The organism is Rhodococcus sp. PSBB066 (assembly GCF_017068255.1).
GTDB lineage: Bacteria > Actinomycetota > Actinomycetes > Mycobacteriales > Mycobacteriaceae > Rhodococcus > Rhodococcus aetherivorans.
The window spans coordinates 912,688-925,354 of sequence record NZ_CP070859.1 but is presented as its reverse complement, the minus strand read 5'-3'; the positions used below and the strand labels follow the sequence as shown (position 1 = coordinate 925,354).

The window sequence follows — 12,667 nt, the reverse complement described above, 5'->3', positions numbered from 1 at the left end:
CGCCTGCGGGCCGGTGAGCGGCGTCGGCGGCCCGTCCTGTGTCGGGCGGGGCAAGTACGCTTCCGGGCAGTAGGATGAATTCCGAATGCGTGCGCGTGTGCGCGAGACCCAGGCGGAAGAAGGAGAGCTACCAACCCGTGGCTGCCCAGAAGTCGAACAAGAGCAACAGTGAGTACGGTGCTTCCTCCATCACCGTCCTCGAGGGTCTCGAGGCGGTGCGCAAGCGCCCCGGCATGTACATCGGTTCCACCGGTGAGCGCGGCCTGCACCACCTGATCTGGGAGGTCGTCGACAACTCGGTCGACGAGGCGATGGCCGGCCATGCCACCAAGGTCGAGGTGACCCTCCTCGAGGACGGCGGCGTGCAGGTCGTCGACGACGGCCGCGGCATCCCCGTCGGGATGCACGCCTCCGGCATCCCGACCGTCGAGGTCGTGCTGACCCAGCTGCACGCGGGCGGCAAGTTCGATTCCGATGCCTACGCCGTCTCCGGCGGTCTGCACGGCGTCGGCATCTCGGTGGTCAACGCGCTGTCCACCCGGCTCGAGGTGGAGATCGACAACGACGGCTACCACTGGGAGCAGACGTACCTGTCGTCGAAGCCCGGCGAACTGATCAGGGGCGAGCCCACGCGGGCCACCGGCACCACCGTCCGGTTCTGGTCGGACCCGGACATCTTCGAGACCACGACCTACAACTTCGAGACGGTCGCGCGGCGCCTGCAGGAGATGGCCTTCCTCAACAAGGGCCTGACGATCACGCTGACCGACGAGCGGGTCGCCCCCGAGGAGGTCACCGACGAGGTCGTCAGCGAACTCGCCGAGGCACCGAAGAAGGCCGAGGAGCAGGAACAGGCCGAGGCCGAACAGCATCACAAGGTCAAGACCCGCGTCTACCACTACCCGGGCGGCCTCGAGGACTACGTGCGGCACATCAACCGCACCAAGCAGCCGATCCACAACTCGGTCGTCGGCTTCACCGCGAAGGGCACCGGCCACGAGCTCGAGGTCGCGATGCAGTGGAACTCGGGCTACTCCGAGTCGGTCCACACCTTCGCCAACACGATCAACACCCACGAGGGCGGCACCCACGAGGAGGGCTTCCGCGCGGCCCTGACCTCGGTGGTCAACAAGTACGCGAAGGACAAGAAGCTCCTCAAGGACAAGGACCCGAACCTCACCGGCGACGACATCCGCGAGGGACTGGCCGCGATCATCTCGGTCAAGGTCGGCGAACCGCAGTTCGAGGGCCAGACCAAGACCAAGCTCGGCAACACAGAGGTCAAGTCGTTCGTGCAGAGGGCCTGCAACGAGCACCTGTCGCACTGGCTCGAGGCGAACCCGGCCGACGCGAAGACCATCGTGACGAAGGCGGTCTCGTCCGCGCAGGCCCGCGTCGCCGCCCGCAAGGCGCGCGAGCTGGTCCGGCGCAAGTCCGCCACCGATCTCGGCGGGCTGCCCGGCAAGCTGGCGGACTGCCGGTCGAACGACCCGAGCAAGTCCGAGATCTACATCGTCGAGGGCGACTCCGCCGGTGGCTCCGCGAAGTCGGGACGCGACTCGATGTACCAGGCGATCCTGCCGCTGCGCGGCAAGATCATCAACGTCGAGAAGGCGCGCATCGATCGCGTGCTGAAGAACAACGAGGTCCAGGCGATCATCACCGCCTTCGGCACCGGTATCCACGACGAGTTCGACATCGCGAAGCTGCGCTACCACAAGATCGTGCTGATGGCCGACGCCGACGTCGACGGCCAGCACATCGCCACGCTGCTGCTGACGCTGCTGTTCCGCTTCATGCGTCCGCTGGTCGAGCACGGCCACGTGTACCTGGCGCAGCCGCCGTTGTACAAGCTCAAGTGGCAGCGTTCCGAGCCCGAGTTCGCGTACTCCGACCGGGAGCGTGACGGCCTGCTCGAGCGCGGTCTCGCCGCCGGCAAGAAGATCAACAAGGACGACGGCATCCAGCGTTACAAGGGTCTCGGCGAGATGAACGCCAAGGAACTGTGGGAGACCACCATGGATCCCAGCGTGCGCGTGCTGCGTCAGGTGACGCTCGACGACGCGGCCGCAGCCGACGAGCTGTTCAGCATCCTGATGGGCGAGGACGTCGAGGCACGTCGCAGTTTCATCACCCGTAACGCCAAGGACGTTCGCTTCCTGGACGTCTGACCGGGTTCCGCGGCGCCGGAGAGGGCGGCGGAAGGGGTGTGTGACGAGGTTCACACCACCGCTTTCGCCGCCCTTCGGCGCGTCGGGTGCGCGTTCCCGGGCCGCGAATGTTACTGGTCGGTAGAGTTTTCGGCTCGGTGACCGGCTCGGGGCGCGACTCCCGCCGGTTCCGGGAGTGGTCGTGCTCCTTTCGTTATCCGCACTCGGACGGATATGGTGCGTGCACTCAGGAACGTCTCTTCCGACCACTCCACCCGCAGCCGCACCTCCTCGACACCGAGCGGTGTGGCGCGGGTGTGGGTCGGCGGCGGAAACCGGGTGGAAAGTGAGCTGTGAAGATGAGTGACGAATCGCCACCTCGGCAGCGGTGGTGGAACATCGAAGGGTGGGGCCTTCGCTGGAAGGTGACCGCCGTTCTCGCCGTTCCCGTGACCGTGGCAATGGTGCTGGGCGGCCTGCGCGTGCAGCAGGAGCTCTCCAACGCCGTCCACTTCTCGTCCGCTGCCGACCAGGTGGCCGTCGTGCCCGACCTCGTCGACTTCGGTACCGCCTTCGGTACCGCCTCCGCGACGCTGGCCGCCGGCACCGGCATCACGAACGAGATCGAGAACCTCGACGCGACACTGGAACGCGTCCGGGCGGTGTCCCAGAATCCGGAGCTGGATCCGGTCATCGCCGCGGACCTCACCCGCACCGTGGCCGCCGCCGAGGCGCTGCGAGACCGTATCGCGGCCGGCAACATCCCGCTCCCCGAGCTCAACGAGCAGACCAATGCCATCCGCAAGGACCTGATCCGCATCGTCGAGGCGATCGTCGAGCCGATCGAGGATCCGTCCGTGCTCGCCGAGGGCACCCGGCTCGTCGACGCCTGGGCGTCGCAGCGCTACCTGTTCGATCAGGTGATGGGCATCGTGGCGATCCTGCGGGACCCGGACCAGCCGGGCACCACCCTGGTGTCCGCGTCCGGCTCCGAGCTCGCCATGCTCGAGACGCTCGCCCGGTCGTATCCGGCGTCCGACGCCCAGATCCAGGAGCTGCGCAACGGCGTCGCCGAGCGCACCGCGATGATCGACGCCGCCGGCGACGGGCCGCTGCCCATCCTGAACCTGCGCTCGTCGCTGCTGCAGAGCGTCGAGGTCTACGGCACCCTCATCGACGAGGCGTCCGACGCGATCAGCGAGACCGTTCTCGCCCGCGCCTCCGACACCCGCTCCGCCGCCCTCCGCGACACCGCGATCGTGCTCGGTGCCCTGCTCGCCGCGCTCGTCCTGGCGCTTCTCGTGTCGCGGTCGCTCGTCGGCCCGATCCGCCGCCTGCGCTACGGCGCTCTCAAGGTCGCCCGGCAGGAACTCCCCGACGCCATCGACCGCATCAAGGTGGGTGACAACGTCGAGGACATCGAGTTCACGCGGGTCCCGGTGCACACGACCGAGGAGGTCGGCCAGCTCGCCCGCGCCGTCGACGACATGCACGGGCAGGCCCTGCGCCTCGCCGGCGAGCAGGCCCACCTCCGCCTGCAGATCAACGACATGTTCGAGACCCTCGCCCGGCGCAGCAAGTCGCTCGTCGAGCAGCAGCTCGGCCTCATCGAACGACTCGAGTACGAGGAGAAGGATCCGGCCCGGCTCGAGAGCCTGTTCCGACTCGACCACCTCGCGGCGCGCATGCGCCGTAACGGCGACAACCTGCTGATCCTCTCGGGCACCCGGATGCGGCGCGGCCACTCCGCGCCCGTACAGCTCGGTGACATCCTGCGTGCCGCGATGTCCGAGGTGGAGGACTACCAGCGCGTCCAGATCGGCTCGACGCCGGAAGGCGCACTCAGCGGCACGGTCGCCACGGACATCGTCCACCTGCTCGCCGAGCTCGTCGACAACTCGCTGCGGGCGTCCCCGCCGGACAGCACCGTGACGTTCAGCTTCGCCCGGGCCGTCGACGGTGGCCTGCTCGTCGAGATCGCCGACCGCGGTATCGGGATCCCGGCCGAGGAACTCGACGCGATCAACGAGCGGCTTGCTCTCGGTGGCGAGGTCGGTCCCGACACCGCCCGCCACATGGGTCTGTTCGTGGTCTCGCGCCTCGCGGCGCGGCACGGCCTCACCGTGCGGCTGCGCCCGACGTTCGACACCGCACGCAACCCGGGCATCACCGCCAGCGTCCACATTCCCGACGTGCTCCTCGTCTCGCCGCTCGCCCTGTCGCAGACCGGGCCGCAGCCGCGCATGGGCGAGGACGGCCGTCCGGCCGAGGCCCTGGCTCCGCGGCCGCCGCGCGACGTCGCGGCCCCGGCCCTGCCGGAACGCACCCCCGCGCCGGAATCGCCGCTGCCGCAGCGCCAGCCGGCACCCGTTCCTCCGGAGCCATCCGCGGGTCTGCCGCAGCGCCAGCCGGGGACCACTCCCGGTCTGCCGCAGCGCCGCCCCGGCTCGACTCCCGGTCTGCCGCAGCGTCAGCCGGGTGTCACCCCGGGTCCTGTGCCGCGCCAGCCCACGCCGCTGTCGGAACTGCCCCGACGGCAACCCGGTCCGACGCCGGTCCTGCCGCCGCGCCGCTCGGAGACGGTCTCGTCTGCTCCTGCTCCCGCCGCGGCCGCTCCGGCCTCGCCCGAGTCGGCTCCGTCGTCCGCGGGCAGCGGTCTGCCGCAGCGCCGGCCGGGTGCCACGCCGGGTCTGTCGCCGCAGCCGGCTCCGGCCACCGCGGGCAATGGTCTGCCGCAGCGCCGGCCGGGTGCCACGCCGGGTCTGTCGCCGCAGCCGTCCGCTGCTGTGCCGGGCAGCGGTGCGTCGGGGAACGGTGCGTCGGGGAACGGTGCGTCGGGCAGCGGTGCGTCGGGCAACGGTCTGCCGCAGCGCCGCCCTGGGAGCACTCCCGGGCTGCCGACGCCGCCGGCCGCCGCCGATTCCTCCCTGCCGCAGCAGCATTTCGAGCAGTCCGCAGACCCGGCCGCCGCGTCCGCCGGCCACGGCAGCGCAGCAGCCGACGGGCAGCCGGGCCGCGCCGCACGGCATCGGTACCGGACGAACCCGGCCAAGACGGCCGCGTTCTTCCAGCCGCGCCCCGACGTCAACTCGCTGCGTCCGGGTGCCGGCACGCCGATCTTCGCCGACATGATGTCGAGCTGGCTCGTCGATCCGACGAGCCTGCCGGAGGACCGTCGGCCGGAGTGGAACTCGCGGGCGGACGTCGGTTGGAGGGCCGCCCAGGAGGCGGCGCAAGCCCCGGTGGAGCAACTCACCACCGCGGGTCTTCCGCGACGTGCACCCGGTCATAGGCTGGTGCCCGGTGCGGTCGCCTCCCCGGCGACCGGATCTGTGCCGGCTGTTCGGCGGCGCGACCCGGAGGCCATCCGGGCCAACCTGAGCCGTCACCAGCAAGGGGTTCGCAACGGGCGGGCCTCCGCGCACGCGTCCACCCAGACCGACGAACAGGGAGTTCGATGAACATTGACCATGGATCCGACGTAACTCGTCCTCTGGACTGGTTGGTGTCGAACTTCGCGCGCGAGGTTCCCGGCGTCTCCCACGCCGTGCTCGTGTCCGCGGACGGCCTCCTGATGGCGGCCAGCGCACACCTGCCTGTCGACCGTGCCGAGCAGCTCGCTGCCGTCACGTCCGGCCTGGCCAGCCTGTCCAACGGCGTGTCCCAGCTCTTCGAGGGCGGCGGAGTGCTCCAGTCCGTCGTGGAGATGCAGCACGGTTACCTGCTGCTGATGAGCGTGGGTGACGGCTCGCACCTTGCGACCCTGACCGCCTCGGAATGCGACATCGGACAGGTCGGTTACGAGATGGCACTCCTGGTCGATCGTGTGGGGGCGTCGGTCGAGGCCACTCCGCGCATCGGTCTGGGGTCCTGACGTCGAGGTGGCCATGGAAGAACGCAAGCCGGAGTCGCCGCCGGCCCAGCCCAGTCTGGTCCGGCCGTACTCACTGACTTCGGGACGGACCAGCCCCGCGGTCGAGCTGGCGTTGGAGGCACTGATCCAGGTCCTCCCGGGCACGGACGACCGTGCCCGGGACCTGGACAACATCAATGCCACGATCGTGGCTTTGTGCAGAGAGTCCCCGTCGGTCGCCGAGATCGCGGCGCGGGTGGGTGTGCCGATCGGGGTGGCGCGCGTACTCGTGGCGGATCTCGTCGAAGCCGGGCACGTACGGATCCTGGCCACCCTGAAAGACGATTCGAGCGACGCGGAGCGTCGTGAGCTGATTGAAAGGGTCCTCAGTGGACTTCGCGAACTCTAACTCCCCGAAGCGGGTGACCTCGACGAAGATCGTGATCGCCGGGGGCTTCGGTGTCGGCAAGACCACGTTGGTGGGGGCGGTCTCGGAGATCGTTCCGCTGCGCACCGAAGCGCTGGTCACCAACGCCAGCGACGGCGTCGACAACCTGAGCGCGACGCCGCAGAAGGCCACCACGACCGTCGCGATGGACTTCGGCCGGATCAGCCTCGCCGAGGATCTCGTGCTGTACCTGTTCGGTACGCCGGGGCAGCACCGGTTCTGGTTCATGTGGGACGACCTGATCCGAGGTGCGATCGGTGCCATCGTGCTCATCGACACCCGGCGTCTGGACGAGAGTTTCGCGGCGGTCGACTTCTTCGAGGCCCGGAACCTGCCGTTCATCGTCGCGATCAACGAATTCGACGACGCCCCGCGGTACCCGACCGAGGACATCCGTCAGGCCCTCGCGGTCTCGGCGGACGTGCCGATCGTCTCGATCGACGCTCGGCAGCGCGAGTCCGCCAAGTCGGCGCTCGTGACGGTCACCGAGTACGCGCTGCGCAAGCTGCATCAGCCGGTAGCGCCCTGATGGACACGCACGTGCACCTGTTCGGCATGGGCACGTGGGTGATCGTCCTGGCGTACGCGACGTCGGCGATCGGGTTGCTCGTGGGACTGGCCAGTGCCCGCAAGTCGTTGTCCGCCGGTTCGGAACGGGCGCGGCTGTACTGGCTGATGCGAGCCGCGCTCTCGACCGGGGGCGTCGGGGTGTGGCTGGCGCACTTCCTGCCGATGGCGGGTTTCACGGTGGACGGCAGCATCATCCGATACGACCTGCTCGGCATCGTCTTCTCGATGGCGGTGGCGCTGGTGTCCGCCTTCGTCGCCATGGTGGTCGTGCAGCCGAAGCGGGTGTCGCGCCGGGCCCGGCCGTCGCGCGGTGCCGTGGCGGCACGGCTGCTGGGCGGGTCGCTGGTCCTCGGCGCCGGGATCGCCGGCGTGCACTACTCGATCATGTGGGCGATGGAACTGCAGGGCACCGTCGCATACGACCTGACCTACGTGGCGGCGTCCGTGGTGGCGGCCTGCCTCACCGCGGTGGTGGTCCTGTGGCTGGTCACGGTCGCCGACAGCAGGTGGATGCGGATCGGCGGCAGCATCTTCGCCGGCGCGGCGGTGATCGGCGTGCACTTCCTCGCGATGGCGGCGGTGCAGGTGACGGTGGATCCGGCGACCGCGGCCCCGTCGGGGGTCGAGGTGTTCGCCGTCCTCTTCCCGGTGTTCGTGCTCGGCATGCTGATCCTGACGGTCCCGATCATGGCGTTGCTCATGGCTCCCGACCGGGTGGCGGCCGCACTGGAGGCCGAGGCCGAGGCGTGGGCGCAGCAGCACAGCCCGGCCGATCCCCGGCGTCCGGCCACCTGAGCGCACGGGGGCGGGACCTGCCCCCGTTCGAATTACATCGATGCGATACGCTCCGATCGCTGTCGAGGGGGCGAAGTCGCAGCCCGTATCGATTCGGTGTGGCGCGCCACCGCACGAGTGCGGACCGACTTCCGCGTGCCACGCTCAGAAGGTCACGATGTCGCACGAAATGCACCACTTCTCCATGGGGATGTGGGTGTTCTTCCTCGCCTATGCCACCTCCGTCGTCGGATCGTTCGTCGGGCTCTCCTGCGCCCGCCAGGCGCTGATCGCCCCGACCGGCCGCGGCCACCGCCGCTGGATGGCCATGGCCGCCCTGTCCGTCGGCGGTGTGGCCGTCTGGCTCATGCACTTCATCGGGATGATGGGCTTCGACGTCCCGGGTACCGCGGTCCGTTACGCGCTGGGACCGACCGTCTTCTCCGTCGCGCTGTCGGTGGCCGCCACCTGGTTCGGGCTCTGGCTCGTGAGCTCCCGCACCGCGTGGGTGAACCGCGTCCCGTCTCTCGTCCGTCTGTTCGTCGGCGGTGTCGGGATGGGCCTGGCGGTCAGCCTCATGCACTACAGCGGCATGTGGGCCATCCGGATCCAGGGCTCGCTCGAGCATGACACGGCGTTCGTCGTGGCCTCGGTGGCCATCGGTGTCGTCGCGGCCACGGTCGCCCTGTGGCTCGCGCAGGCCGCGGACCGGTGGACGCTCCGGGTACCGGCCGCCCTGCTCATGGGCTGCGCGGTCGTCGCGCTGCACTACACCGGCATGGCCGGTGTGCGCGTCCAGGTCGACCCGACCGTCCCGCTGCCGGCGGGCCAGACCGTCACCGCCCTGCTGTTCCCCTCCTTCGTGCTCGGCATCGTCGTTCTCACCGTGCCCATCGCGGCGCTGCTGCTCGCGCCCAGCCGGAGGGATCTGGCACTGGAACAGGAGTTCGCCCGCTGGACCACCGACGACGGCACCGACTCGTCGCGGACCGTTCCGGCGCGATCGTGACGTGAATTCCGGGCGACGTGCAGGGTCGGTCGAGCGGAATCGCCGCATCGGTCGGTGTGCGAGCTGACCTGCACCTATAGACTCGTGTGGTTGCGAGACGCGCGCCGGGCGGAAGCCCGCGGCGTTCGAGCCGAGTAGAAGAAGGAGCTCATGACCGACACCACGTTGCCGCCGGAGGGGCCGGGGCACGACCGCATCGAGCCCGTCGACATCCAGCAGGAGATGCAGAGCAGCTACATCGATTACGCGATGAGCGTGATCGTGGGCCGCGCCCTGCCCGATGTGCGGGACGGTCTCAAGCCGGTGCACCGCCGCGTCCTGTACGCAATGTACGACAACGGGTTCCGCCCGGACCGCGGCTACGTGAAGTCGGCACGTGCCGTCGCCGAGACGATGGGCAACTACCATCCGCACGGCGACGCCTCGATCTACGACACGCTCGTGCGACTCGCGCAGCCGTGGTCGATGCGCTACCCGCTCGTGGACGGCCAGGGCAACTTCGGTTCCCGCGGCAACGACGGTGCGGCCGCGATGCGGTACACCGAGTGCCGGCTCACGCCGCTCGCGATGGAGATGCTGCGGGAGATCGACCACGAGACGGTCGATTTCCAGCCGAACTACGACGGCCGCACGCTCGAGCCGGTGGTTCTCCCCAGCCGTATCCCCAACCTGTTGATCAACGGTTCCGGCGGCATCGCGGTGGGCATGGCCACCAACATCCCGCCGCACAACCTCCGTGAGGTGGCCGAGGCGATCTACTGGGCGCTCGAGAACTACGAGGCCGACGAGGAAGCCACCCTGGCGGCCGTCATGGAGCGCATCAAGGGGCCGGACTTCCCGACGGCGGGCCTGATCGTCGGCGGCCAGGGCATCAAGGACGCGTACACCACGGGCCGCGGCTCGGTGCGGATGCGCGGTGTCGTGGAGATCGAGGAGGACGCCCGGGGGAAGACCTCCATCGTCATCACCGAACTGCCGTATCAGGTCAACCCGGACAACCTGATCACCTCGATCGCCGAGCAGGTCCGGGACGGCAAGATCGCCGGCATCTCCGACATCCACGACGAGTCGTCGGACCGTGTGGGCATGCGCATCGTCGTCACCGTCCGCCGTGATGCCGTGGCGAAGGTCGTCCTCAACAACCTCTACAAGCACACGCAGCTGCAGACCGGCTTCGGCTGCAACATGCTCTCGATCGTCGACGGCGTGCCGCGCACCCTGCGGCTCGACCAGATGATCCGGTTGTACGTCAACCATCAGGTCGAGGTCATCGTCCGCCGGACGCGGTACCTGCTGCGCAAGGCGGAGGAGCGGGCCCACATCCTGCGCGGACTCGTCAAGGCGCTCGACGCGCTCGACGAGGTCATCGCGCTGATCCGCGCCTCGGCGACGGTGGAGGACGCGCGCACCGGCCTGATCGGGCTGCTCGACGTCGACGAGATCCAGGCCGACGCGATCCTGGCGATGCAGCTGCGCCGCCTCGCCGCTCTGGAACGACAGAAGATCGTCGACGAACTCGCCGAGATCGAGCGCGAGATCGACGACCTCAAGGACATCCTCGCCAAGCCCGAGCGCCAGCGCGCGATCGTGCGGGACGAGCTGAAGGAGATCGTCGACAAGTACGGCGACGACCGCCGCACCCGCATCGTCGCGGCCGACGGCGACGTCTCCGACGAGGACCTCATCGCCCGCGAGGACGTGGTCGTCACCATCACCGAGACCGGCTACGCCAAGCGCACCAAGACCGACCTGTACCGGTCCCAGAAGCGTGGCGGCAAGGGCGTCAAGGGTGCCGACCTCAAGCAGGACGACATCGTCAAGCACTTCTTCGTGACGTCCACGCACGACTGGCTGCTGTTCTTCACCACCAAGGGCCGGGTGTACCGGGCGAAGGCCTACGAGCTGCCGGAGGCCAACCGCACCGCGCGCGGCCAGCACGTGGCCAACCTGCTGGCCTTCCAGCCGGACGAGCGGATCCAGGGCGTCATCCGGCTCAAGTCCTACGAGGACGCCCCGTATCTGGTGCTCGCGACCCGCAACGGCCTGGTCAAGAAGTCGCGCCTGTCGGACTTCGACTCCAACCGGTCCGGCGGCATCGTCGCGATCAACCTGCGCGGCGACGACGAACTGGTCGGCGCGGTGCTGTGCTCGTCGGACGACGACCTGCTGCTGGTGTCCGCGAAGGGACAGTCGATCCGTTTCGCGGCGAGCGACGAGGCGTTGCGGCCGATGGGCCGGGCGACCTCAGGTGTGCAGGGCATGCGGTTCAACGAGGACGACGCCCTGCTCTCCCTCAACGTGGTCCGCGAGGGCACGTACCTGCTGGTCGCGACGTCCGGCGGGTACGCCAAGCGCACCCCGATCGAGGACTACATGGCGCAGGGCCGCGGCGGCAAGGGCGTGCTGACCATCCAGTACGACCGCAAGCGTGGCACTCTGGTCGGAGCGCTCATCGTGGACGACGACGACGAGCTGTACGCGATCACCTCGGGCGGTGGCGTCATCCGGACCCCCGCGAAGCAGGTGCGCAAGGCCGGCCGACAGACGAAGGGTGTGCGGTTGATGAACCTGGGGGAGGGGGACACGTTGCTGGCGATCGCACGCAACGCCGACGAGCCCGAGGAGAGCGCCGTACTCGAAGCGAAGGAGTCGTAAGTGAGCACTCCCCAGGGACCGAACGGGGCCGAGCAGGGGCCGCCCGCTCAGCCGCCGAAGGGACAGAACGGACGAGAGGTGCCCGGGAAGCAGGCTCCCGAGGTGAAGCCGGAGGGCGCTGCGGCGCCGTCGGACGCGCCGGGTGCCGCCCGGAACCCCGCCGCGGGAGCGAACCCGGGCGCGCCGGCCGACGGCGCGGCGAAGCAGGGTCCCGCCACGCCGGAGAGCGGGACGTCGCCGGCGGGGCGTCCCGGGCAGCAACGGCCGGGTGGCCCCCCCACGCCGCCGTGGCAGCGCGGGAGTCAGCAGGAGGCGCCGCAGAACGTGCCGCAGACGAATCTGGCCCGCCCGGGTCAGATGTCGTCCTCGACCGGGCGTCCCGCGGTGCCCACCTCGGGCGACGCTGTGGGTGACAAGACCGCCACGCGGCCCGGGAGTGACAAGACCGCCACGCGGCCCGGCGCGGCCCCGACCGGATCGCCGCAGCCCGCAGGACAGCAGCCGGGCCCGGCGAAGCCGGCGGCGGCTCGCCCCGGCGTGAATCCGGCCGGCGGCCGGTCCGGTGCCGCGACGCCGCCGACCCGCCCGGTGGTCACCGGCACGGCGGCCGCCTCGATGAACGCGCCCACGACGGGGATGCCGGGTGCGGACCGGTCGGCGGCCAAGACGAAGGCGGCCGTCATCGACGGTCCGACGCGGCACATCGAACGCAAGGACCTGGCGAAGGACCTGCCGGACCTGTCGACGGTGAAGCATCCGCTGCCGTCCGCGCCGGCCGAGGAATCCGCGGCTGCGCAACCGGCTGCCGTGGTGGCGGCCGCGGCCCGGGTCCCGGGTGAGCCGCTGCGGGCGACCGTGCAGCTGCGCCGCATCGATCCGTGGTCGATGCTGAAGATCTCCTCGGTGATCTCCGTCTCGTTGTTCTTCGTGTGGATGGTCGCCGTGGGTCTGCTGTACGGCGTGCTCGCGGGCATGGGCGTGTGGGAACGGCTCAACAGCGCCTTCACCGACATGGTGTCCGACACCGGTGGGGGTGGCCTCATCACCGCCGGCCAGGTCTTCGGGTACGCGACGGTGATCGGGCTGGTCAACACGATCCTGCTGACCGCTCTGGCCACCCTGGGGGCGTTCATCTACAACCTGTGCACCGACCTCGTCGGGGGCGTGCAAGTCACCCTCGCAGACCCGGACTGAGCTGGGAAAACGTG

At 69.7% G+C, this 12,667-nt stretch carries 9 protein-coding genes; all 9 read left to right on the top strand.

The features are described from left to right. The first annotated feature begins 137 nt into the window (after nt 1–137). Nucleotides 138–2,171 carry a DNA topoisomerase (ATP-hydrolyzing) subunit B gene (gene gyrB, locus JYA75_RS04315; RefSeq protein WP_072633810.1) on the top strand — a complete coding sequence of 678 codons (2,034 nt, stop codon included), beginning with the start codon at nt 138–140 and terminating at the stop codon, nt 2,169–2,171. 338 nt (nt 2,172–2,509) lie between these two features. Further along, the gene (locus tag JYA75_RS04310) at nt 2,510–5,611 is read left to right on the top strand and encodes an ATP-binding protein (protein ID WP_185713365.1); all 3,102 of its coding nucleotides are present in this window, start codon (nt 2,510–2,512) and stop codon (nt 5,609–5,611) included. Beyond that, a complete protein-coding gene (locus JYA75_RS04305) occupies nt 5,608–6,024 on the top strand; it encodes a roadblock/LC7 domain-containing protein (protein WP_006934478.1) in 417 nt (138 codons plus the stop codon). Before JYA75_RS04310 ends, JYA75_RS04305 begins: the two co-directional genes overlap by 4 nt. Nucleotides 6,025–6,037: 13 nt before the next feature. Further along, nucleotides 6,038–6,412, top strand: coding sequence for a DUF742 domain-containing protein (locus JYA75_RS04300; RefSeq protein ID WP_006934479.1), 375 nt, complete (start codon nt 6,038–6,040; stop codon nt 6,410–6,412). 13 nt (nt 6,413–6,425) lie between these two features. After that, entirely contained in the window at nt 6,426–6,980 is a 555-nt protein-coding gene (locus JYA75_RS04295; protein ID WP_006934480.1) for an ATP/GTP-binding protein, read from the top strand. Next, entirely contained in the window at nt 6,980–7,816 is an 837-nt protein-coding gene (locus JYA75_RS04290; protein WP_006934481.1) for an MHYT domain-containing protein, read from the top strand. The genes JYA75_RS04295 and JYA75_RS04290 overlap by 1 nt, the downstream gene beginning before the upstream one ends. Nucleotides 7,817–7,973: 157 nt before the next feature. Continuing rightward, nucleotides 7,974–8,804, top strand: coding sequence for an MHYT domain-containing protein (locus tag JYA75_RS04285; protein WP_185713366.1), 831 nt, complete (start codon nt 7,974–7,976; stop codon nt 8,802–8,804). 150 nt (nt 8,805–8,954) lie between these two features. After that, nucleotides 8,955–11,459, top strand: coding sequence for a DNA gyrase subunit A (gene gyrA / locus JYA75_RS04280; protein WP_006934483.1), 2,505 nt, complete (start codon nt 8,955–8,957; stop codon nt 11,457–11,459). After that, complete coding sequence (locus tag JYA75_RS04275; protein ID WP_185713367.1) at nt 11,460–12,653, top strand: DUF3566 domain-containing protein; 1,194 nt, start codon at nt 11,460–11,462, stop codon at nt 12,651–12,653. Nucleotides 12,654–12,667: the final 14 nt, after the last annotated feature.